At 70.5% G+C, this 23,366-nt stretch carries 16 protein-coding genes; 6 read left to right on the top strand and 10 right to left on the bottom strand.

Annotation, left to right across the window (positions count from 1 at the left end):
• Nucleotides 1–25: 25 nt before the first annotated feature.
• A complete protein-coding gene (locus tag AR539_RS03855; protein ID WP_066432712.1) occupies nucleotides 26–1,168 on the bottom strand; it encodes a YlbL family protein in 1,143 nt (380 codons plus the stop codon).
• Nucleotides 1,169–1,403: 235 nt separating this feature from the next.
• On the opposite strand from AR539_RS03855, the gene AR539_RS03850 reads away from it, so the two are divergent.
• Complete coding sequence (locus AR539_RS03850; protein WP_066432711.1) at nucleotides 1,404–2,909, top strand: zinc-dependent metalloprotease; 1,506 nt, start codon at nucleotides 1,404–1,406, stop codon at nucleotides 2,907–2,909.
• Between the two features lie 126 nt (nucleotides 2,910–3,035).
• Here AR539_RS03850 and AR539_RS03845 read toward each other — a convergent pair whose 3' ends face one another.
• From AR539_RS03845 to nudC, 3 genes are all read right to left on the bottom strand, one after another.
• Nucleotides 3,036–3,692, bottom strand: a complete 657-nt coding sequence (locus tag AR539_RS03845; RefSeq protein ID WP_066432709.1) for a M48 metallopeptidase family protein — start codon at nucleotides 3,690–3,692, stop codon at nucleotides 3,036–3,038.
• Nucleotides 3,692–5,782 (bottom strand): ATP-dependent DNA helicase UvrD2, encoded by a 2,091-nt coding sequence (locus AR539_RS03840; protein WP_066433113.1) that lies wholly within the window; start codon nucleotides 5,780–5,782, stop codon nucleotides 3,692–3,694. Before AR539_RS03840 ends, AR539_RS03845 begins: the two co-directional genes overlap by 1 nt.
• A 195-nt stretch (nucleotides 5,783–5,977) precedes the next feature.
• The gene (gene nudC, locus AR539_RS03835; RefSeq protein WP_066432703.1) at nucleotides 5,978–7,033 is read right to left on the bottom strand and encodes an NAD(+) diphosphatase; all 1,056 of its coding nucleotides are present in this window, start codon (nucleotides 7,031–7,033) and stop codon (nucleotides 5,978–5,980) included.
• A 201-nt stretch (nucleotides 7,034–7,234) separates the two neighbouring features.
• On the opposite strand from nudC, the gene AR539_RS03830 reads away from it, so the two are divergent.
• The gene (locus AR539_RS03830) at nucleotides 7,235–8,671 is read left to right on the top strand and encodes a macrolide 2'-phosphotransferase (RefSeq protein ID WP_066432698.1); all 1,437 of its coding nucleotides are present in this window, start codon (nucleotides 7,235–7,237) and stop codon (nucleotides 8,669–8,671) included.
• On the opposite strand, the gene AR539_RS03825 is transcribed toward AR539_RS03830, so the two are convergent.
• The 3 genes from AR539_RS03825 to AR539_RS03815 form a co-directional block, all read right to left on the bottom strand.
• Entirely contained in the window at nucleotides 8,668–12,153 is a 3,486-nt protein-coding gene (locus AR539_RS03825) for an ATP-dependent helicase (RefSeq protein ID WP_066432696.1), read from the bottom strand. The genes AR539_RS03830 and AR539_RS03825 overlap by 4 nt on opposite strands.
• Nucleotides 12,150–15,359 (bottom strand): ATP-dependent helicase, encoded by a 3,210-nt coding sequence (locus tag AR539_RS03820; RefSeq protein WP_066433111.1) that lies wholly within the window; start codon nucleotides 15,357–15,359, stop codon nucleotides 12,150–12,152. The genes AR539_RS03825 and AR539_RS03820 overlap by 4 nt, the downstream gene beginning before the upstream one ends.
• A gap of 200 nt (nucleotides 15,360–15,559) precedes the next feature.
• The gene (locus tag AR539_RS03815; protein WP_066432694.1) at nucleotides 15,560–15,976 is read right to left on the bottom strand and encodes an MGMT family protein; all 417 of its coding nucleotides are present in this window, start codon (nucleotides 15,974–15,976) and stop codon (nucleotides 15,560–15,562) included.
• Nucleotides 15,977–16,040: 64 nt separating this feature from the next.
• Here AR539_RS03815 and AR539_RS03810 point away from each other — a divergent pair, with 64 nt between their 5' ends.
• The 4 genes from AR539_RS03810 (at nucleotide 16,041) to AR539_RS03795 (ending at nucleotide 19,826) form a co-directional block, all read left to right on the top strand.
• Nucleotides 16,041–16,751 carry a 3'-5' exonuclease gene (locus AR539_RS03810; RefSeq protein WP_066432692.1) on the top strand — a complete coding sequence of 237 codons (711 nt, stop codon included), beginning with the start codon at nucleotides 16,041–16,043 and terminating at the stop codon, nucleotides 16,749–16,751.
• 325 nt (nucleotides 16,752–17,076) lie between these two features.
• On the top strand, nucleotides 17,077–18,153 hold the full coding sequence (locus AR539_RS03805; protein WP_082699174.1) for a methionine ABC transporter ATP-binding protein: 1,077 nt from the start codon (nucleotides 17,077–17,079) through the stop codon (nucleotides 18,151–18,153).
• Nucleotides 18,150–18,821 carry a methionine ABC transporter permease gene (locus tag AR539_RS03800; protein WP_066432690.1) on the top strand — a complete coding sequence of 224 codons (672 nt, stop codon included), beginning with the start codon at nucleotides 18,150–18,152 and terminating at the stop codon, nucleotides 18,819–18,821. The genes AR539_RS03805 and AR539_RS03800 overlap by 4 nt, the downstream gene beginning before the upstream one ends.
• 162 nt (nucleotides 18,822–18,983) lie before the next feature.
• Nucleotides 18,984–19,826, top strand: coding sequence for a MetQ/NlpA family ABC transporter substrate-binding protein (locus AR539_RS03795; RefSeq protein ID WP_066432688.1), 843 nt, complete (start codon nucleotides 18,984–18,986; stop codon nucleotides 19,824–19,826).
• A gap of 101 nt (nucleotides 19,827–19,927) precedes the next feature.
• Here the strand turns inward: AR539_RS03795 and hemL are convergent, their stop codons facing one another.
• The 3 genes from hemL to hemB all read right to left on the bottom strand — a co-directional run.
• Nucleotides 19,928–21,259, bottom strand: a complete 1,332-nt coding sequence (hemL, locus tag AR539_RS03790) for a glutamate-1-semialdehyde 2,1-aminomutase (RefSeq protein WP_066432687.1) — start codon at nucleotides 21,257–21,259, stop codon at nucleotides 19,928–19,930.
• Nucleotides 21,260–21,281: 22 nt separating this feature from the next.
• Nucleotides 21,282–22,388 carry an LLM class flavin-dependent oxidoreductase gene (locus AR539_RS03785; protein WP_066432686.1) on the bottom strand — a complete coding sequence of 369 codons (1,107 nt, stop codon included), beginning with the start codon at nucleotides 22,386–22,388 and terminating at the stop codon, nucleotides 21,282–21,284.
• Nucleotides 22,385–23,366 (bottom strand): porphobilinogen synthase (gene hemB, locus AR539_RS03780; protein WP_197410543.1); only part of this gene is annotated, 982 nt, incomplete at its 5' end. The genes hemB and AR539_RS03785, both read right to left, overlap by 4 nt.

Genomic DNA, 23,366 nt, shown 5'->3' with positions numbered 1-23,366 from the left:
AGCGGATCTTAGTTCCGCGGCCAGTCTAGTTGGTGGAGCAACTCGGAAGTCCCGATGTGTCGGCCCCTGACGCGGCCAGTTCGACCGCTTTCCTCGCTTCGGCCAGGGTCTCGACCCGCACCACCTGCAGTCCGTCCGGGATGTGCCCGTCGACGTCGTCGCAGTTTGCGGCCGGAGCCAGGAACAAGGTGGCGCCCCCGGAACGCGCGCCGTGCATCTTCTGGCTGATGCCGCCGATCGGCCCCACGGCACCGTCAGGGGTGATGGTGCCGGTCCCGGCGACGTGCTTGCCGCCGGTCAGGTCACCCGGGGTGACGGTGTCCACGATGCCCAGGGCGAACATCATGCCGGCGCTGGGACCGCCGACCTTGTCGAGGGAGATCTTGACGTCGAAGGGGAACTTGAACTGGTACTGCAGCATGACCCCGAGGATGAACCGCCCGGCCGGGGTCTTGGTGGGGGTGATGGCGGCCGTCACGTTGCTGCCGTCGCGGGCGACGACGACGTCCACCGGTGCGCCGTTTCCGGCGGCCAGTTCGTCCTGAATGACGCTCAGCGCGGTTGCCGGTTTGCCGTTCACGGAGATGATGGTGTCGTTTTCCTGGAGCTTCCCCGAGGACGCGGATCCCTCCGGAATACCCGCGACCAGCATCTTCTGCTCGAACGGGATGCTTAGCTCCCTCAGCGCGGAGGCGACGGCGTTCTCCTGCGACGTGGTCATGGCCACGGCGCTTTCCTGCTGTGACTGTTCCTTCGTCACGCCGGTGGGGAACACGAGTTCCTCCGGGTAGACGGCCTTGGAGCCGCTGAGCCAGGCGGTGAGTGCCTCGATGACGGTCACCGGCCCGTTGGGGCCGCCGTCGACGTAGACGGTGGTGAGGTCCAGGTTGCCCTCCGCGGGGAACGTCTCACGGCCCGTGACGCTGATGACCGGGGTGCCGTTGTCGCTGCCCAGCGTATTGAACGTGGGGCCCGGAGATTCAATGACGTACGGGACCGGGAGGCTCACTGCGGTGATGCCCAGCGCCAGCGCGAGGAACCCCGAAACCAGCATGGCGGATGACCGCGCGTCCCGCTTCCCGGCGGACCGTGGTCCGGCGGGGCGGGCCCGCCGGGACTGTTCGGGCGCCGGCTCGCTGGCGGGCTGCCCGCCCTGCGTAATCGTCAATGAAGGACCTCTCCGTGCCGGCGCCCGGGGACCTGAGGATCCCCTGGTCAGCGCACCGCGTCCGCAGCCTCCGCCGCGGCTGCCGCCTGCAAATATTCCAGTGTCTAACACTACGCGCTCGGCCGCCGGGCGGTCTCTTTGCCGACAGCGAACGGGCCCGGATTTCGGCAGACAGCCCGCGGTCAGCGGGGTAGCGTGAACGGGAGAAGCAGCCACACCGACGATCGGCGGGATCATGACCTCCAACCCACTTAATCCGTCCAACGGCGACGAGGAACCCAAGGATCCGCTGGCGGAAATGCTGAAGAATCTGATGGGCGGCCAGGGCATGGGAAACATCGACCCTGCGGAACTGGCCAAGGCGGCCGGCCTTCCGGATGACCCGAACCTCCTCGCCCAGATGTTCTCCCAGGTCCAGGCCATGATGAGCGCGTCCTCGGAGGGCCCCGTCAACTGGCAGCTGGCGCACGAGAACGCGCGGCGCGTGGCGGCCAGCGGCTCCGACCCCTCCATCACCGCCCAGCAGTCGCGCGAGGTCGACGAGGCCCTGCGGCTCGCCGAGATGTGGCTTGACCAGGTCACCGGCCTGCCGGCCACCGGGCTGATCGGCCGGGGCTGGTCCCGGGCCGAGTGGGTTGAGGAAACGCTCGGCACCTGGAAGCGCCTCACCGAGCCGGTGGCCAACAGCGTCGCGAATGCGCTCTCCACCGCCATGACCGAGCAGATGCCTGAGGAAATGAAGTCCATGATGGGCGGCGCCTCATCGATGCTGCAGAACATGGGCGGCGCGATCTTCGGCATGCAGCTGGGCCAGGCCATCGGCGCCCTGTCCGCCGAGGTGGTCAGCTCGACCGACATCGGCGTTCCCCTCGCGGATCTCGAGATGGCGCTGCTGCCCACCAACGTGGCCAAGTTCGGCGAGGGCCTCAGCCTGCCGGAGAGCGATATCCGCCTGTTCCTGGCCGTCCGCGAAGCGGCCCATGCACGCCTGTTCGTCCAGGTTCCGTGGCTGCGGGGCCACCTGCTCGGGGCGATCGAGGCCTACGCCCGCGGCATCCACATCGACACCTCGAAGATCGAGGAGCTTGCGCGCGAACTGGATCCGGGCAACCCGGAAGGTATCCAGGAGGCGCTGTCCCAGGGCGTCTTTATGCCGCAGCGCACCCCCGCGCAGGACCAGGCGCTGGAGAAGCTGGAGACCGCCCTAGCCCTCGTGGAGGGCTGGGTGGACGAATTGACCTGGGCCGCCACCGAGAAGATGCTGCCGTCGGCCGCGGCGCTGCGCGAGACGGTGCGGCGCCGCCGTGCCACCGGCGGCCCGGCCGAGCACGCGTTCTCCTCGCTGGTGGGCCTGGAACTGCGCCCCCGCCGGCTGCGGGAAGCCGCCGCCCTATGGGCTTCGCTCAAGGACGAACGCGGTGTGGACGGGCGCGATGCGATCTGGCAGCACCCCGACCTGCTGCCGACCGCCGAGGACTTGGAAGACCCGAAGGGATTCAGCGAACGCCGGCAGCTGGCCGAAGCGAGCGACTCCGAGGTGGACGACGCGCTGCAGAAGCTGCTGAGTGGCGGGTTCGATGAGCCGAAGGATGCTGCCGCAGCTGACGATGCAGGACAGAACGATGCAGGCCAGGACGATGCCGGAGAGGCTGACGCCGGACAGAAGGACTCGGGAGCCCCGGGACCGGAGGATGCCCCGGAGGACGATGCCCCGGAGGAGGGCGGAAGCCCCAAGTCCTAGCGGAACGCGGCAACGCTGTGACGCAGATGCCCCGGCCGGAACTTCGGTTCCCGCCGGGGCATTTCCTTGCCCGCCGGGAGCCTGCCGCCGGTTGGATCCGAGCTGCGGAGTCCGGGCCGGCGGGTGCTACCGGAGGAGGGTGTCCGGGTCCGGTACGTCGGCGTCAGCGTCGGTGTCCCCGGACGGCGGAAGGCCCCGGGACGTGGCGAAGGAGACCCCCTCCAGGAACGCCTTGGCCCGCTCGGTGTCCGGGTAGGCCTCCAGCAGCCGCCAGAACGCGGCGTTGTGCCCGGCCACCAGCAGGTGGGCCAACTCGTGGAGGAGCACGTAGTCGATGACCCACTGCGGCATTGGCTGGAGCTTGTCGGAAAGCCTGATGGTCCCGTCCGACGGCGTCGCGGATCCCCAACGGGAGTTCTGGTTGCCCACCCAGCGGACCGAGGACGGCACCGCCCGCCCGCCAAGGTACCGGGCGGACAGGGCGGCCGCGTGCTCGGCCAGGGCGGCGTCGCTGCGCGGACGCCGGCGTCCGGTGCCCCGGGTTCCCCGCTCCCCCTGCAGCCGCAGCTTCTCGAGCATCCGGTGCACCCATTCCCGTTCCTGCGCGCGGCTGAAGGACGCCGGGATGGCCACGACGGCGGTGCCGTTCTCCCAGAACGCCGCAACGGTCCGGCGGCGGCGGGCCGACCGCCGCACCTCCACCGGGGCGCCGTCGGCGGTAGTCAACGGCACGGTTCCCGCGTCCGCCTGCCGTCCGCCGGGGGCATTTTTGCTGCCGGGCATCAGAGGGCCGCGCTTTCGGCCAGCACTACCAGCACCGCTTCGCCGTATTTCTCCAGCTTGGACGGTCCCACTCCGGGAAGTATGGCGAGCTCTTCGAGGGACTTGGGCCGGGCTTCGGCGATGGCGGTCAGGGTGGCGTCGGTGAACACCACAAAGGCGGGAACGTCGGCGTCGAGCGCTGCTTCCTTACGCCATTGCCGGAGCGCATCGAACGTCTGCTCCTCGTAGCCCGGGGGGCACTGGCCGCAGCGGCCTACTTTTCGTTCGGCGCCGGAGCTGAGCATGGTGCCGCAGACCCGGCAGGTGGCCGGGACAGCAGCCTTTCGGCGCGGCGCCGGGCCCTTGCCGCGGGCGGAGGAGCTGGCGACGGAGTCCGGGCGCAGCCCGTCGAGGAAACGCGAGGGCTTGCGGTTGGCGCGCCCGCCCGGCGTCCGGGCCGTGGACCAGGACAGGAACAGGTGTTCCCGTGCCCGGGTGATGCCGACATACAGCAGCCGGCGTTCCTCGTCCACGGACGCGGGGGTGTCCGCGAAGGAAATCGGCATGAGGCCCTCGCTGAGCCCAACGAGGAACACCGCGTCCCATTCGAGGCCCTTGGCGGCGTGCAGCGAGGCGAGGGTGACGCCCTGGACCGTGGGCGCGTGCTGGGCGAGGGAACGTTCCTGGAGTTCGTTGACGAAGTCTGCAAGCGTGAACTGGGCGCCGCGGCTGACCACAAGTTCATCGGCCAGGGCCACCAGGGCCGCAAGGGATTCCCAGCGCTCCCGCAGCGCGCCGCCGTTGTGCGGGGCGGCTTCGGTGTATCCCAGCGAGGCGACGATGTCGCGGACCACCTGCCCCAGCGGTTCGGGAGTGTCCGATTCGGCGACGGCCCGGGTGGCGGCCCGCAACTGCAGGATGGCGTCGCGGACTTCCTTGCGGGCGAAGAACCGTTCCCCGCCGCGCAGCTGGTAGCCGATGCCCGCCGAGGCGAGGGCCTGTTCGTACGCCTCGGACTGGCCGTTGGTGCGGAACAGCACGGCGATCTGGCTGGCCGGCGTGCCGGCGTCGAGGAGCTCGCGCACCTTGACCGCCACGGTGGCCGCCTCGGCCTCGTCGTCGGAGCATTCGGTGAACTGCGGGGCGGGACCGGCGCGGCGCTGCGCCACGAGCTGCAGGGGCGCAGCCCAGGCCGCGTCGGCGGCCGGGCCGCCGCTCCGCCGCCCGGCCAGCAGCTCATTGGCCAGTTTCACCACCTGGGGTGTGGAACGGTAGTCGCGGATCAGTTTGACCACGTTCGCCTCGGGGTACTGGGCCTTGAATCCGAGCAGGTGCTTGGGTGAGGCGCCGGTGAACGAGTAGATGGTCTGGCTTGCGTCGCCGACGACGCACAGCTCGTCCCGGCCGCCGAGCCACAGTTCCAGCAGCCGCTGCTGCAGCGGCGAAACGTCCTGGTACTCGTCGACGACGAAGTGGCGGTACTGCTCGCGGACGGTGGCGGCGACCTTGGGGTCCTCCTGCAGGATGCCGACGGTGATCAGCAGGACGTCCTCGAAGTCGATGACGTTCCGGTCGGTCTTGACGTCCTCGTAGGACTGGAAGACCCGGGCCACGGCGGTCAGGTCGAAGCCGCCGGGGGTGCCGCGGCCCTGGGCTTTCTCCAGGTAGTTGGCCGGGGTCAGCATGGACACCTTGGCCCACTCGATTTCGGAGGCCAGGTCCCGGATCGAGGCGCGGTCGGTGCTGAGCCGCAGGCGCCGGGCGGCCTCGGCAATCATCTGTGCCTTGTGGTCGAGCAGGTTGGGCAGGGCGCCGCCGATGGCCTGCGGCCAGAAGAACTGAAGCTGGCGGAGCGCGGCCGCGTGGAACGTGCGGGCCTGGACGTTCCCGACGCCGAGGTCGCGGAGGCGGCTGCGCATCTCGGCCGCGGCCCGCGCCGTGAACGTGACGGCCAGGAGCCGCTGCGGGCTGTACACCCCGGAATGCACCCCGTAGGCGATCCTGTGGGTGATGGCCCGGGTCTTTCCGGTGCCGGCGCCCGCGAGGACGCACATGGGCCCCTGCAGGGTGCTGGCAACTTCGCGCTGTTCAGCATCGAGGCCGCCGAGGATGCGCTCCTCAAGGGAACGGTTGTCCGGCGCCGCGTGCTGTTCCGGCGTGCCGGGGCCGGCCGGGCCGGAGGGAAATGCGGCGGACTGGAAGATATCTGTGTTCACTGTTGCTGCTCAGCCGTTCGGGGGTGTCCGGTGGATGCGCCGCGGAAACAGCCGGCGGCGCGGTGGTGCTTAGGTGGTGTCAGATGGGCGTCACGCGGTGTCCGCGCGGTCCTGGATGACACCGCCGTACCAGTGCTCGATCAGGGACCGGGCAATGGACAGCCTGCTGGAAATGACGATCTCCCCGCTGAGGACGGCGTCCTGCAGCTCGTCGCGGCTGAACCACCGCGCCCGGGTGACCTCGACGCCGTCGGGCGCGGCTTCGGTGTCCTCGGTGGTGGCCGCGAAGCCGAGCATCAGCGAGGCCGGGAACGGCCACGACTGCGATCCGAGGTACTGGCAGGCGGTGACCCGCACCCCGACTTCCTCGCCGATCTCCCGGACCACGGCTTGCTCCAGTGACTCCCCCGGCTCGACGAAGCCGGCCAGCGTGGAGTAGTTTCGGGCGTCGAGCGGGCCACCGCCGCCGAGCAGCAGCCGGCCGTCGGTACCAACCACCGTGACAATGATCGCGGGGTCGGTGCGCGGGTAATGCTCCGAGCCGTCCGAGGGGCAGCGGCGGACCCAGCCGGCGGCCTCGGGCACGGTGGCGGTCCCGCAGCGCGGGCAGTGGGTGTGGGTGGCGTGCCAGTTGGCGATGGCGCTGGCCTCGACGAACAGGGCGGTGTCCGTGGGCGTCAGTGTGGCCGCGACATCGCGGAATCCTGCCCACAGCGCGCCCTCGGGAATGCCGGCGATGTGGGCCTCGAATTCCTCCGCCCGGACTTCGAACTGCTGCGGCAGGAGGAAGAGGACCACGTCGGTGCCGGCGGCAAGATCGGAACCGGGCAGGGCCGACCCCAGGTAGATCACGTGTTCCGGGGAATAGGGCGTATCCCGCAGGTGCTGCCTTAGCTCGGCCGCGTCCAGCAGCACCAGGCTGCTGCCGTTGACGAGGGCCTGCCGGCCGGAGAGCACCATGGCCCTCGCCTTGCCGGATGCCATGAGTTCCTCGACCATTCCGGGCCTCAGCCGGGCGGCGGAGCCGCGGTCCATCAGCGCCGGGCGGACCGGAAGGACGCGGTCCATCAGGTGGTTCGCTGCCAGGCCGGTTTCCGGGATGTGTGGGGCCTGACTGTTGGGTGCCGCCGACTCCGCAAGACTCATGTACCCACCGTACTGACTCCCGCCGACAAATGACATTTCCAGCCGGCGTATGTGGGCAGTTGCACGTGCCCTCCGCCCGGCCCGTCCCGGCTCCGCTGAATGACCGGCGGAGAAGGCTTCCGGAGCGCAAATAATTCCTGAACTTTCAGACTCGCCGCGCTACAACGCGGTCTTGGGCGCCGCTCAATCTACCGTGGAAGAGTGAGAAGAAAACCAATCGAACTGGCAGCTGTGGCAACCGCGGCAGTCCCCGGACTGACCCCGACCGCCGTTAGCTCTGCGCCCGACGATCCGGCAGACTTCGATTCGGCGCTCCTCCTGGATTCCGAAGGCAAGCGCTGGCGCGTCCGGTCCCCCCGCCATCCCGAGGCCAGCGCACGGCTGGAGACGGAGTTCCTGGTGCTGCGCGCCTTCGCGCCCGGCATCCGGGCCGAACTCCCGTTCCTGATGCCCACTGTGGCTGGCACCGTCCGGCAGGGAACGCTGAGCACCTTCGTGTACTCCCACCTGGCCGGCGCCACCCGCTCCGTCGAGGAGCTCGGTGCTGCGTCCCCCGCCGTCGCCCGCGAGATCGGCGCGGCCCTCGCCGCCATCCATGACCTGCCGCACTCCCTGGTCAGCAACGCCGACCTGCCCAGCTACACGCCCAACGAATTCCGCCAGCGGCGCCTCAACGAACTGGACCAGGCGGCCACTACCGGCAAGATCCCGCCGCTGCTGCTCCGCCGCTGGGAACACGCCTTGGAGGACGTTTCCCTCTGGCGCTTCAACCCCTGCGTGGTCCACGGCGACCTCCACGAGGACAACCTGCTGGTCGACGGCGACCGCGTCACCGCCGTGACCGGCTGGACCGACCTGCGCATCGGCGATCCTGCCGACGACATGGCGTGGCTCGTCGCCTCCAACGACCAGGACTTCGTGGACGCCGTCCTGAAGCACTACACCTCGGCGCGGCGCGACGTGCCCGACGCCCACCTGCTGAGGCGTGCGGCGCTGTCCGCCGAATTTGCCCTGGCGCAGTACCTCGTTAAGGGTCTCGCTGCCGGGAACCAGGAAATGATCGACGAGGCCGAGTCGATGCTCGCCGTGCTTGCTGAGGACGTCGCGGAGTACGGCGGGCAGCAGATCAGCGTCGAGCCGCTCCCTGCGCCCGCGCCTGCCCCGGTCTCCGATGTGGCGGCTGTTCCGGCCGCGGGCACTGTTCCGGCCGGGGGCACTGTTCCGGCAGCAGGCGTGAGGCCCGCCGTCCACGTGGCACCCATCCCCGTTCCCGTGGCACCCATTCCCGTTGCCGCTGACGCCGGCGCACCCGCCAAGGTCCCCGCCGTTTCGGTGACGGCGATCCCCGCCGCCGCACCTGATGACCGCGAAAACGCCGGCGAGGACACCTCGACGCAGGCGATCGCCGCCGTGCCGCAGGTCAGCCCCGTCCAGACGGACAGCGCAGCTCCGGCGGACAATGCAGCTCCGGCGGACAATGCCCGGCCTAGCGACGGTGCAGCACCGACGGACAGTGCAGCTCCGACAGACGACGCAGCTCCCGCGGACAGCACGGCCGGGAAGGCCGGCGCCCCGGAGGGCGCGGCGGACGACACCTCGACCACCACCCTGTCGGTGGTCGAGGCGAAGTCCCGCTAACCGGTGCCCAAGGCCGCTGCCACAATCTGTTCGAGCCGTTCGGCCGAGCCGAGATCGTGCGGCCGGACCACCTGGTTGTCCGCGACGTAGTAGAACGCCGCCCGGACCTGGTCCAGCGGAACGCCCTTGAGCCTGGACCAGGCCAGGCGGTACACGGCCAACTGGACGGCCTTGGTCTTCAGCTGGGCGGCGGACGGCCGGCGGCCGGTCTTCCAGTCCACCAGGTCCCACCCGCCGTCGGCGTCCCGGAAGACGGCGTCGATCCGGCCGCGGACCACCACGTCGCCCACCCGGGTTTCCACCGGCACCTCCACGTGGGCCGGCGCGCGGTCGGCCCACTCCGACTGGCGGAACGTCTCCACCATGGTGTCCAGCCCGTACGCCTCATCGATGTGGTCGTCGGAGCCCGCTTCCTCCCCCAGGTCCAGCATGCCGGCGGTCCCGTAGTACTCCTCCACCCAGGCGTGGAAGGCAGTGCCCTTGCGCGCTGACATTCCCGGTTCGCGCGGGACGGGACGCCGCAGCCGCGCGACGACAGCCTCCGCGTCATCCTCCAGGTCCACCAGGGTGGATGCGGAGATGTGGCCCGGGAGGTGGACGTCCTGCACCAGCGTCCGGCGGGAGCGGCGTTCCAGCAGGGTCGCGGCCTCGACGGCCCAGCCCGCAGCCGGGCCGCGCAGCGGCTTGCGCTGCCCCGGTGCGGCGCCTGCGGCCGCGGCCGTGTCCAGTGCCGCCCCGGACTCAAGGACCTCCAGCACCCGTCCCGCCGCGGACTGCATGGCGGCCCGCCGGCCCGGAACCAGCCGCAGCCTGGCACCCGTGCGCGGATCGATGGGCCCCTCGAGGGGATCGTAGGGCCACCCGGCGACTTCCAGCTCGGAGGTCAGCGGGCTCTCCTCGGGCAGTGCTTCCTCGGCGACGGACAGCGGATGGATCCCGGCGGTTCCGTCGGCGGCCAGCACCTCAAGCTCGGCCAGGAAGGGCGACATGCCGGCCATGCCGGCGCGGGAACCCACCCACGCGGCGCTCGACACCCACAGCACATGCTTGGCCCGGGTGTAGGCCACGTAGGCCAGCCGCCGTTCCTCGGCCTCGCCGTGGACCTGGACAGCGGACTTGAACTCCTTCTCGGCGTCGAGCCAGCCCTTCTGGTCCGGGTGGTCGAGGTCCCATTGCGGCAGGTCCGCGCGGTCCCCGCGCAGCGGCCAGGGAAGGGCGGCGCTGCCGCTGCTCCAGCGCGAATCCCGGCTGCTGGGGAAAGCCCCGGCGTTGAGGCCGGGCACGAAGACCACGTCCCATTCCAGCCCTTTGGACGCGTGGACGGTCAGCAGCTGCACCGCCTCATGGTTTACTTCCGGGGCGGCGGCGTCGAGTCCGTTCTCCTCCGCGGCCGCGGCCTCCAGCCACGCCAGGAAGGCCAGCACGTCGACGCGGTGCGAGGTGTGCAGGAACCCTGCGGCGGCGTCGTGGAAGGCATCCAGGTTGCGGCGGGCCTGGTGGATGCTGATCCCGGGCCGTGCCGCCACCTCGATGTCGAGCAGCATGGCCCGCTCCACCTCGCCGAGGAGCGTGGTGAGGTCGTCGCCCATGTACCCCCGCAGCATCCGGAGTTCGGCCGAGAGCCGGCGGAGCCGGTCCAGCGCCTCGGCACTGAGCTGGCGCCCGTGCGCGGACGTCCAGCCCTCCCGGGGCAGCCAGTCGAGGGCCTCGACCAGGCTGGCGGCGTCCGTGAGGTCCCCCTCGATCACGGCCGCCTCCCCGGCGTCGGCGTCGTCCTCGTCAAGGCCGCCCGGCCGGCCGCGGCGCCGGGCGAGGAAGCTGGACCAGTCCCGCAGGGCCATGAGGTCGGCGGGGCCGATCCGCCAGCGGGCCCCGGCGAGCAGCCGCATCAGCGAATCCGAGCGCCCGGGATCGGCCAGCACCCGGAGGGTCGCCACCAGGTCGACAATTTCGGGGGTGTCCAGGAGCCCGCCGAGGCCCACGATCTCGTACGGGATCCCCCGGGCTTCGAACTCCCGGCGGATGCACTCCATCTGTGCGCGCCGGCGGCAGAGCACAGCCATGGCCGGCGGCTCGGACTCCTCTGCTGCGCCGTTGAAGTCGGTGACCCGGAACCGCAGCACGTCGCCGGCGATCGCCGCGGCCTCATCCTCGTCGGTGCCGAAACGGCCCATCAGCACCCGGCCCTGGACGGCGGCCGGGCTGGGCTGCAGCGGCGGGACTTCCACGCCCCCCGCGGTGTCCCGCTCGCCGGCCGGGCCGGTCTGGGCGGCGGCCTGGCTGAGCGGCGCTGAGATGACATTGGCCGCGGCCAGGATGTTCCGGCCGTTGCGCCACGCCGTGGTGAGGTACGACGTCGGGGCCACGGCAAACCGCGGCGGGCTGCCGGCGTCCTCGGAGTCAGCTGCCCCGACGCGTACGGGGAATTCGCGGACGAAGTGGAAGAGCTGCCCGGCGGAGGCGCCGCGGAAGCCGTAGATGGACTGGTTCGGGTCCCCCACGGCGGTGACCGCGTGGCCGTCGCCGAACAACCGGGAGAAAAGGACCAGCTGCGCGTGGGAGGTGTCCTGGAACTCGTCGAGGAGCACCACTTTGTAGCGCTGGCGTTCGGTCTGCGCGGCGACCGGAATCTCGTTGGCCACCCGGGCCGCGAGGGCCACGAGGTCGCCGAAGTCCAGCGCGCCCCGGGCGCGCTTGGCCTCGGCGTAGCGGCCCACCATGTCCGCGACGCTGGCGCGGGTGCGGAGCAGCGCGCTGAGCTCGACGGCGGCCTGGCTGGGGTTCTTCTTGGCCTCCGCGACGTACGGCAGCGCCTCGAACTCGGCCGCACGGTCCAGCAGCCAGGTGCGCACGGCTGCCGGTTCCTGGAGGTGTTCGGCGCACTCGCCGGCGAGCTGGATGACGGCCTTGACCAGGGTGGACTTGGCGGAACGGAAGTGCTCGTAGTCGCCGTCAAACGCCTCCACCACCTCGCTGGCGAGCTGGAAGGACTGGGCGCCGCCGAGCAGCACGACGTCCCGCTCGACGCCGAGCCGGAGGCCGTAGTCCGAGACGATCCCGCTCGCATAGGAGTGGTACGTGGAGACCTTGGGCTCCAGGGCATCGGTGCTGAGCAGCCCGGCGGGGAACACCTGGTTCGTGGTGTCCGCGGCGGCGATGCGCTGCAGCGCAGCCAGCTTGGCGCGGATGCGGGTGGCCAGCTCCCCGGCCGCTTTGCGGGTGAACGTCACACCGAGCACTTCCTCGGGCCGGACCCAGCCGTTCGCGACGAGCCACACCACGCGGTCGGCCATTGTTGCGGTCTTGCCGGAGCCGGCCCCGGCAATGACGAGCCGGGGTTCCAGCGGCGAGGAAATGATGAGTGATTGTTCGGCCGTGGGGCTGTTCTTCTCGCCCAGCATGGCGGAGAGCTCCTCGGGGGAAAACCGCGCGGCGGGAAGGGCGGCGGGCTCTTTCCCCGGAGAGGTTGCCTCGGTACTCATTCGGTAACCTGCTTTCCCCGCACACAGAGCGGGCAGACTTCGGGAAGGCGGCAGCCGTGCCCGCCGTGGCCGCCCTTGGCGGGGTCGTGGCGGGCTTCGAAGGTGCTTCCGGACATGACCCGGGCGGCGTCGCCCACCATGTCCAGCGCCCAGTTCTCCGCCGGGTCCAGCGGCGCCTGCGCCTGGATGCCGGGGCTCTTGGTGGTGGTGCCGAGCTGGGCCAGGACGGCACCGCCGGGCAGCGGCGGCGGTCCGTCGTCGGGGCCGGCAAAGCCGCCGGCCAGCACGGCCGCCTGGTAGGCGCCCAGCTGCGGATGCCGCTCAAGGTCGGCCTTGCCCGGCTGCCGCTTGCCGGTCTTGAGGTCCACCACGACCAGCCGGCCCTCGGCGTCGATTTCCAGCCGGTCGACCTGGCCGCGCAGCACAGCCGGGCGGGCCGGCCAGGACTCGTCGCCGGCGGGGCCCGCGACGTCCGGGAGTTTCACCTCGAAGTCCTGCTCGACGCCCACCAGGGAGCGGCCCTCGCTGCGCATCACCAGCACATACTGGGCGAGCTTGCGGACCATGGTTTCGGCGCGGCGGAAGTCCAGCTTTCCCTCCCAGTTGTCCTTCATGCCGAGCGTCGGCCAGCGGCGGACCAGCTCGGCCACGTACTCGCCGCCGGAGGCGTCCGGCAGGTCCTGCGCGATCGCATGGACCAGCGTGCCCAGGCTGCGGGCGAAGTCGGTGGCAGCTTCTCCGCCCGCGGCCTGGACAAACCAGTCCAGCGGGGACTTCTGCACGGTCTCCACTTTCGACGGCGAAACGTAGACCGTGCCGCCGGGCGGAACCACCGGTTCGGCGGAGGACAACGGGGCAAGGCCCCACCAGCTCGAGGGATGCGCGCCGGGCACGGGCGGCTCGGCGGCGGCCAGGGCTCCGAGGACGGTGCTGGCCTCCCGCGCCTCGGCGCTCCCGGCGTCGAGCTGGGCGTATTGGCGCAGCTCGGCGACGAGGGCGCGCAGGGTGAGCGGACGCTCCACCGGGGTGAAGCCGCGCCGGTCCTGGCCGGGTTCCAGCGGTGCCACGTAGTCCAGGAAGGAGGACGGCTGGTCATCCTCCGAGGACACGGCGGTGCAGACCAGCACCTCCTGCGCCCGCGACACCGCGGTGGAGAAACTCCGCAGTTCGTCGTAGCGGATCTCGCGCAGCCGGCTTTGCGGGTCCAGCTGCAGGGCGTACTCCACGCCGTGTTCGACGGCGTCGGCGAACAGCGTGCTGCCGAGCAGCTCGCCGCGGAGCCGGGTGTTGGGCCACACGCCCTCCTGCAGCCCGGGCACAATGACCACCGGCCATTCCCGTCCGGCGGCGCTGGCCGGCGTCATGAGCTCCACGGCGTCCTCGAGCTGCGCCCGCGCCGCCAGGGTGTCCATCGGGAGCTCCTGGCTCAGGAGGTACTCCAGGAACTGCTCCGGCCCGGATCCGGGCAGCTGGTCCACGAACCGTTCGGCGGTGTGGAACAGTGCCATCATGGCGTCGAGGTCCCGGTCCGCCCGGGCCCCGGCCGCTCCCCCGGCCAGCGCGGCCTCGGTCCAACGCGACGCGAGGCCGGTGGAGTTCCAGAGCGCCCACAGCACCGTTTCGGCGTTGCCGCCGGGAGCAAGGGCAGCCTCCCGGCCGGCCTGGATCATCCGCGCTATCCGGCGGGCGGAGTGCCCCTCGATGCCGAGGCTGGCCAGGGCTCCCGGCTCCAGGAGCGCCTCGACCAGCAGCGCATCGCTGGTGCGCCCGCCGCCGCCAAGCAGCTCCTCCCGGCGGAGGGACTGGCGCAGGCGGCGCAGTTCGATCGCGGTGGCCCCGCCGATCCGTGAGGTCAGCAGCGCCACGGCCGCCTCGGGGCCCAGCGCGGCCGGATCGAGCGCCACGGCGTAGGCATCGAGCAGGGGCCGGACGGCGACCTCGTCCCGGACCGCCGATTCGGCCACCGGGATCCGGACCGGAATGCCCTGGCCGGCGAGGTAGCGCTGCAGCTGGCTGAGCTGGCCGCCGTTGCGGACAATCACGGCGATGTCCCCGAGTTCGCGGCCGTCGTTGAGCTGGGCTTCCAGGATCCGTTGCGCCACATAGCGCAGTTCGTGCACCGGCGAGGGCAGCAGGTGCGCCTCGACGGTGCCGCCGGCGGCCGGCGCCTCCGGCAGTTCGAGCCGGCGGGCCGACTGCCCGCCCGCCCGGCGGGAGATCCGCCCGGCCACGGAAAGCCAGGCGTCGGCGACGGCCGGAGTGTGGCGGTGGGCGGTCCAGAGGGGCCGCTCCAGGACGGCCCCTCCGGTGCCCAGCAGCCGGGGCAGCTCCGCCACGAGGTCCGGACGGGCGCCGCGGAAGCCCTGGACCACGGTGTCCGGCGACGAGGTGATGAAGGCGTCCTTGCCCGCGGCGATGTCGGCCAGCAGCTCGAACACGGCCGGGTTGGCTTCCTGCATGTCGTCCACCAGGACCAGCTGGAGCCTGTCGCGCTCCGCAGCCAGGAAGTCCGGCTCGTCCTGGAAAATCTGGCGGGCCGCGGTGATGATTCCGGCCGGGTCGAAGGACTCGGGCATCCGGAGATCCAGCACGTCGCGGTACTCCGCATACAGCGCCGCCGCGGCCACCCAGTCGGGCCGGTGGCAGCGCCGGGCGAGCACCACAAGGTCCTCGGCGGTCCGTCCGGATTCAATGATCCGGTCGAAGAGCTGGCGGACTTCCTGGCGGAAACCGCGGGTCTGCAGGGCCGCGCCCAGGTCCTCGGGCCAGGGCAGCTCCAGCCCCGGCTGCGCGTGCCCCTCCAGCAGTTCCTTGATGATCAGGTCCTGCTCCGGGCCGGACAGGAGTTTCGGCGGGCGGGGCAGCGGCAGGATTCCTTCCGCTTTGGCCCGCCGGATCAGGTCGAAGGCGTACGACGCCCAGGTGCGGGCCGGCGTCGTGCTCAGGCTGCGGTCCAGCCGCGCGGTGAAGCGGTCGCGGAGCGCATCGGCGGCGAGGCGCCCGGGGGCGAGGATCAGCATCCGCTCCGGATCGAGGCCGTCCCGCTGCGCGCGCCGGACGGCGGCTTCCACGAGCGCCGTTGATTTGCCGGTTCCCGGCGCTCCGGGGACCAGAACGGGGCCGGAACCGTGCGGGACGTCGACGACGGCCAGCTGGTCTGCCGACAGCGCGGGCGCGGCGCTGTGCACCCGGCGGGGCGGCAGCAGCCGGAGCCCGGAACCCGAAGCGCCCTTCCCCGCATTCGCCGGCCGGCCGGCCGGCGGCTGCTGTGCTGGTGTCTGGGGTGCGCGGGGCTGGTCGTCCTGTGGCTGGTTGTTTTGTGGCTGGTTGTTTTGTGGCCGCTCGCCCTGTGGCTGGTTGTTTTGTGGCTGGTTGTCCTGTGGCTGGGGGTTCTTGCTCGGAATGCTCACTCAGTCATTTCATCATCGGGGACCGACAGTTTATGCAAGGCCCGCTCCAGCCGCTCGGCCACGGCGTCGATCCGGTCGAATTCGCCGTCGCTCGGGGCCCAGCGGGCGGCCATCAGGTCCACGCGCCAGCGGCCTTCGCCGGTGCGGAGGTAGTCCTCGTAACGTCCCAGCAGGGGCGTCCGCTCCAGGATGTACCGCGTCAAAGCCTCGTGTTCGTGTCCGGGAGGTGCGTCCCCGCTGGCCTTCAGGACCCGCCACCAGGGCACCGCGCTCCCGTGGTGGCTCATCACGGCACCCACCTGCCGGGCGCCCCCGGAGCCCAGGAGCTCGGCGACGTCGCCGTATGCCACCGCGGCGCCCGCGGGAACCAGCGCGACGACCTCCAGCACCGCCTCCACGTACTCCATCCGCATGGGACAAGCCTAGCTGGCGGGGTGGCGGAACTTTAGTGTCGGTGGCAGCAGGTAGCGTTGAAGCATGAGCACCTGGAACACCCTCCCCCGCGCCGCGTTCGACCTGGAAACAACGGGGCGGAACTCCCGCGCCGCGCGGATTGTGACGGCGTCCATCACCGTGGTGGATTCCGACGGCGGGATCATCAAGGAACACGAATGGCTCGCCGATCCCGGGGTGGACATTCCGACGGAGGCCAGCGATATCCACGGCGTCACCACCGAACGGGCGCGCAGCGAGGGCCGCCCGGCCGCGGACGTCACGCGGGAGGTCGCCGCGGTGCTCCAGGAGCTCTTTGACACCGGGGTGCCGGTTATTGCCTTCAACGCCAGCTACGACTTCACCGTGCTCGCCGCGGAGTCCGCCCGGTACGGTGTGCCGCAGCTGACCCGCTTCCCGGTGCTGGATCCGTACGTCATGAACAAGCAGGTGGACCGCTACCGCAAGGGCAAGCGAACCCTGACGGCGCTCTGCGAGGAATACGGCGTGGACCTGGACAACGCCCACACTTCGGCGGCGGATGCCCTGGCCACCCTGCGGATGCTCGATGCCATGGCAGGAAAGTTCCCCAAGCTGCGGATGCCGGCGAGCCACCTGCACCAGCTGCAGGTCGAATGGGCCTCCGCGCAGGCTACCGATTTCCAGAACTACCTGCGTAAAACCAAGCCTGCTGCCGTGATCGAGGGTGACTGGCCCGTGCTGCCGCCCGTGGACGCCAGCCGCGGGGACTTCTAGCCGGGACGCACTGCCCCCTCGCGCCGCATAGCGCAGCACCCGGCCGCCGCATACCCCAGCCCCCGGCTGCCGCGGCGTCTTTGGGAGGGAAATCACACCGCCGTCCGGCACGCTGCGGGCAGCGCCGGCTGGCGTGGATTCCGCCAGCGCGGGCCTGACCCGTCCCCTGCCCACCGGGCCGCGGCTTGTACCGAATATCCCGTGCCGGAAATCCCTTTGTTACGAACATGATGCGCAAGTGGCCGCCAAATTGCCCCCCTGACATAATTTAGTTCAGAGCCGGGCGTGTGTTATGCCGCCTTGGCACCCAACCGCCAAGGGATCAATGATCACAGTTACTGACCTGCGCAAGGTCTACCAGCAGGGCAAAAAGGAAGTGGTGGCCCTCGACGGCGTCACCCTCTCCGTGCCGAAAGGTTCGATTCACGGCATCATCGGCCACTCGGGCGCGGGCAAGTCGACCCTCGTCCGCTGCCTGACGCTGCTGGACCGTCCGACGTCGGGCTCCGTCAGCATCGACGGCACCGAGCTGAGCTCCGTGAAGGATTCCGAAATCCGTGCCGCACGGCGGCGCATCGGCATGGTTTTCCAGCACGCGAACCTGATGGATTCCCGGACCGCGGCCGGGAACGTGGCGCACCCCCTGGAACTCGTTAAGACTCCCAAGGAGCAGATCCGGGCCAAGGTTGCCGAGCTCCTGAAGCTCGTGGGCCTGGAAGGTTTCGAGAACGCCTACCCGTCGCAGCTGTCCGGCGGCCAGCGCCAGCGCGTCGGCATCGCCCGCGCCCTGGCGGCGGACCCGGACGTGCTGCTGTGCGACGAGCCCACCTCGGCCCTGGACCCGGCCACCACGGATGAGATCCTGGACCTGATCCAGGACCTCACCAGGCGCCTGCAGCTCACTGTCCTGATCATCACGCACGAGATGAACGTCGTGAAGCGGGTCTGCGGATCCGTCTCGCTGCTGGCCAAGGGCCGCATCGTCGAACACGGCGCCCTGCAGGACGTGGCCGGCGACCTGGACAGCAAGCTGGCCCGGGCGCTGCTGCCGCTGCCGGCGTCGGAGCCGCTGGCAGGTGCCCTGCAGCGCGGCCCGGTGCTGGAGATCCTCTTCTCCGGCGAGAGCGCCAAGGAACCCGTCCTCACCGGCGTTGCCCGGCATTTCGACATTGACCTCAACGTCCTGGCCGGCAGCGTCGAAACCCTCGGCGGCGAGCAGTTCGGCCACCTGCGCGTGCAGCTGGCCGAAGACGCCGACGCCGACGCGGTGCTGGACTACCTGCACCAGCGCGGCATCGGCGCGAAACGCACGTCCACCGCCGCAGCCCCGGACCCCGACTTCGCGCATTCCGCGCCCACAGCCCCCGTCCCCGCCAGCGGCGACCAGGGAGGTAACTCATGAACGACATTTTCAGCAACCCCGTCCTGGCCAAGGCGCTGCCCGAAGCCATCCTCGAAACCCTCCAGATGGTGGGGATCTCGTCCTTCTTCACGGTGCTGATCGGGCTGCCGCTGGGCGTGTTCCTGCACGTCTCCGCACCAGGCGGGCTGCGCCCGATGCCGGTCACCAACCGCGTGCTCAGCGACGTGGTGGTCAACATCACCCGCTCTATCCCGTTCGCCATCCTGATGGTGGCGCTCATCCCCGTGGCCCGCGCCCTTACCGGCACCAGCCTGGGTCCGGTGGCGGCGTCCGTCTCGCTGTCCATCGGCACCATCCCGTTCTTCGCCCGCCTCGTGGAAAACTGCCTGCGCGACGTGCACCACGGCAAGATCGACGCCGCCCAGGTCATGGGATCCACCAAGATGCAGGTCATCAACAAGGTGATGCTGCGCGAATCCCTGCCCGCCCTCGTCGCGGCCGCCACCACCACGGTGGTCACCCTCGTGGGCTACTCGGCCATGGCCGGCCTGGTGGGCGGCGGCGGCCTCGGGAAGCTGGCCTACAACTACGGTTTCCAGCGCTTCGACGTCACGGTCATGCTCGTCACCATCGTGCTGATCATTGTGCTGGTCCAGGTCATCCAGCTGGTGGGCGAGCGGATCTCCCGCAGCCTCGACCACCGCTGACGGGCCCGGCGCCAGCCACCCACAACACCGGCCGCCCGGGCCCGCACCCCGGCCAGGCGGACCGCCACATACCAACGACCCTGCAGCGGGTAGCCGCCCTCTGCATTTGCGCGGATCACGCCCCTGGCCGTGAATCCTGCTATTTCGAAAGGAACGCATCCAATGCGTAAGTCACTCTCCCTCCTGGCCACCGGCATTGTCACTGCCCTGGCGCTGACGGCTTGCGGTGGTTCGTCCACCCCCAGCGCCCAGGTCACCACTCTGGACCCGGCAAAGCCCGCCACGCTCACCGTCGGCGCAAGCCCGGTGCCGCAGGCGAAGATCCTTGAGTTCATCAACCAGGACCTGGCCCCGAAGGCCGGCCTGAAGCTGGACATCAAGGAAATCGAGGATTACCAGACCCCCAACACGGCCCTCAGCGACGGCTCCCTGGATGCCAACTACTACCAGCACCTGCCGTGGTTCGAGGACCAGGTGCAGACCAAGGGCTACAAGTTCGGCCACGGCGAGGGCGTCCACATCGAGCCGTACGCCGCGTTCTCCGAGAAGGTCCAGGACATCCAGGACATCCAGGACGGCGCCAAGGTTGCCATCACGAACGACCCGTCCAACCAGGTCCGGGCCCTCAAGGTGCTCCAGGTCGCCGGCCTGGTCAAGGACATCCAGGACGATTCCTCCGTGCTGACCCTGACCGACGAGCAGAACCCGAAGAAGCTGAAGTTCTCCGAGAACCAGCCGGAACTGCTGATCAACGACCTCAAGGACCCGTCGGTTGACCTGGCCCTGATCAACGGCAACTTCATCCTCAAGGCCGGCCTGAGCACCAAGGACGCCCTCGCGGTGGAGTCCGTGGAGAACAACCCCTACGCCAACTTCCTGGCCTGGCGCGAGGACTCCAAGGACGACGTCCGCATCAAGAAGCTCGATGAGCTGCTGCACTCCCCCGAGGTCAAGGCCTTCATCGAGAAGGAATGGCCCAACGGCGACGTGACCGTGGCGTTCTAATCCCCGCCGCACCATCGGCTTAAACACTTAGGGCACCCGCCGCGGCGGGTGCCCTAAGTGTTTAACGGCGACGCCGGGACCGGCGCCTGTGTCCGACTGCGTCAGGACTTCGCGGCGGCCGCGGCCTTGGCAGCGGCGGGCAGGGCGTCGAAGATCCGGTTCATCGCGGCGTCGTCGTGCGCGGCGGAGAGGAACCAGGCCTCGAAGACCGACGGCGGCAGGTAGACGCCGGAGTCCAGCATCGAGTGGAAGAACGGCGCGTAGCGGAACGCCTCCTGGCCCTGGGCGTCGTCGTAGTTGTGCACGCCCCGGGCGGAGGTGCCGAACGCCACGGAGAACAGGTTCCCGGCATGCTGGATCGAGTGGTCCACGCCAGCCGCGTCCAGGGCGGAGGACAGGGCGGAGGACAGCTCCAGCGAGCGGGCGTCGACGAACGAGTACACCTCGGGGGTGGCGTGCGTCAGGGTCGCGACACCGGCGGCCATGGCCACCGGGTTCCCGGACAGCGTGCCCGCCTGGTAGACCGGGCCCACCGGGGCGAGATAGTCCATGACGTCGGCGCGGCCGCCGAGGGCCGCCGTCGGCATGCCGCCGCCGATGACCTTGCCGAAGGTCAGCAGGTCCGGGGTCCACGGCTCGGCGGCGCCGGCCGCCCCGCCGGTCAGTCCCCAGTAGCCCGCGTAGCCGGTACGGAAGCCGGTGAGGACCTCGTCGAGGATCAGCAGGGCGCCGTGCTCGCGCGTGATCCGGGCCAGCCCGGCGTTGAAGCCCTCACCCGGGGTGACCACGCCCATATTGGCCGGCGCGGCCTCCGTGATGACGGCGGCGATGTTGGGCCCGTGCGCCTCGAAGGCCGCTTCGACTGCGGCGAGGTCGTTGTAGGGCAGCACCAGTGTCTCGGCGGCGGTGGCGGCGGTGACGCCGGCGGAGCCGGGCAGCGCCAGGGTCGCCAGGCCGGAGCCGGCGGCGGCGAGGAGGCCGTCGAGGTGCCCGTGGTAGCAGCCGGCGAACTTGATGATGAGGTTCCGGCCGGTGAACCCGCGGGCCAGCCGGACCGCCGTCATGGTCGCCTCGGTGCCGGTGGACACCATCCGGACACGCTCGGCAGCGGGAACGCGCTCCTGCACGATCGCGGCCAGGTTGGCCTCGTCCGGCGTGGAGGCGCCGAAGGACAGCCCGCGGTCGACGGCGGCATGCACCGCGGCGAGGACCTCCGGGTGGGCATGGCCCAGCAGAGCCGGGCCCCAGGAGCACACCAGGTCCACGTACTCGGCGCCGTCGGCGTCGGTCAGGTACGGGCCCTTGGCGGAGACCATAAAGCGCGGGGTTCCGCCGACGGAGCCGAACGCCCGGACCGGGGAGTTGACGCCGCCCGGCATCAGGTGGCGGGCGCGGTCGAAGAGTTCCTCGTTGCGAGGGTGGCTGGAAGTCATGGTTCCTATTCTTTCAGTTCCGTCAGTCGTTGGGGTCCGCGGCCAGCAGGCTGGCCACCCGGGGCGCCACCACCGTGCCGAACAGCTCGATGGAGCGCATCATGGCCTTGTGCGGCAGCGAGCCGCTGCTGTATTTGAGGTCGAAGCGGTCCACGCCCAGGTTCCGCTTGAGCAGGAGGATCTTCTGCGCCACGGTTTCCGGGGACCCGACGTACAGGGCCCCCTCCGGGGTGCACATCGCATCGAATTCGCCCCTGCTGCCCGGGCCCCAGCCGCGTTCGGCGCCCAGCCGGTTCCGCAGGCCCAGCCAGTGCGGGAAGAACTCCTCGCGGGCTTCTTCGTCCGTTTCGGCGATATGGCCCGGCGAGTGGGTGGCGACCTGCTGCATCGGGTGCCCGTACCGGCCCATGGCCTCGCGGTAGAGGTTGGCCAGCGGCGCGAACGACCGGGGTTCCCCGCCGATGATCGCGAAGATGATGGGGTACCCGTATTCGGCGCAGCGCAGCACGGACTCAGGGGTTCCGCCCACACCGATCCAGGCCGGCAGCAGGTGGTGCTCCAGCGGCGGGTAGACGCTCAGCCCGTTGATCGCCGGGCGGGTGCGGCCTTCCCAGCGGATGGGCTTCTGGGCGCGGGCCTTGTCGAAGAGCTCCAGCTTCTCCTCGAACAGGACCTCATAGTCGGCCAGGTCCAGGCCGAAGAGCGGAAACGACTCAATGAAGGAGCCGCGGCCCAGCATGACCTCGGCCCTGCCGTTGGAGATGGCGTCAACGGTGGAGAAGCGCTGGAAAACCCGGATGGGGTCGTCGGAGCTCAGGACGGTCACGGCCGAGCCGAGCCGGATGCGTTTGGTCCGGGCGGCCGCCGCGGCGAGGAACACCTCGGGTGCCGAGACGGCGTAGTCCTGGCGGTGGTGCTCCCCCACACCGAACGCGTGGAGGCCGACCTCGTCTGCGAGTTCGGCCTGCTCCAGCAGCTGGCGCAGCACCTGGGCGTGCGGGACGGGGTGCCCGTCCGGGAAGACCCCGACGTCGCCGAAGGTGTTCAGTCCCAGCAGGATGCGCCCCGGGCCGACGGGGGCCGTGGGGTTCGCCCGTGAAGCGGGGTCGGGTGCGGCCGCGGCGTTCATCGGGCCTCCTTCAGCCAGCCGGCGAGTTCGCTGGCCCAGTAGGTCAGGACCATGTTGGCGCCGGCGCGCTTGATGCCCAGCACGGATTCCGTGATGGCGGCCCGGCGGTCGATCCAGCCATTGGCGGCGGCCGCCTCGATCATCGAGTACTCGCCGGAGATCTGGTAGGCGGCCACCGGGACGGGGCTCATGGCGGCGACGTCGGCGAGGATGTCGAGGTAGCTCATGGCCGGCTTGACCATGACCATGTCGGCGCCTTCTTCGAGGTCCAGTTCCACTTCGAGGAGCGCCTCGCGGCGGTTCGCGGCGTCCATCTGGTAGGTGCGGCGGTCGCCCTGGAGCTGGGAGTCGACGGCCTCGCGGAACGGGCCGTAGAAGGCCGAGGCGTATTTCGCGGCGTAGGCGACGACGGCGGTGTTGGCGTGCCCAGCGTCCTCGAGCGCCTGCCGGATCACGCCGATCTGGCCGTCCATCATCCCGGACGGGCCGAGCACGTGTGCGCCGGCTTCCGCCTGGGCCACGGCCATGCGGCCGTAGATCTCCAGGGTGGCGTCGTTGTCCACGTAACCGTGCGCGTCGAGCACACCGCAGTGCCCGTGGTCCGTGAATTCGTCCAGGCAGACGTCGCTCATCACCACCAGGTCGTCCCCGACCTCGGCGCGGACGTCCCGGATGGCCTTGTTCAGCACACCGTCGGGGTCCAGCGAGGCGGTGCCGGCTGCGTCGCGGACGGCGGGGATGCCAAAGAGCATAATGCCGCCGACGCCGAGCTCCACGGCCTCGGCGGCGGCGCGCTTCAGAGTGTCCGTGGTGTGCTGCTGCACGCCCGGCATCGAGGCAATGGGGTTCGGTTCGGTGAGCCCCTCGCGGATGAAGGCAGGCAGGATGAGCTCCGCGGCGGAGAGACGGTGTTCGGCCGTCAGCCGGCGCATGGCCGGGGTGGTGCGGAGCTCATCCTGCCTGCCTTCATCCGCGAGG

It is taken from the genome of Arthrobacter sp. EPSL27, from assembly GCF_001512305.1.
Lineage (GTDB): Bacteria > Actinomycetota > Actinomycetes > Actinomycetales > Micrococcaceae > Arthrobacter.
This window is presented reverse-complemented; position numbering and strand designations above follow the sequence as displayed.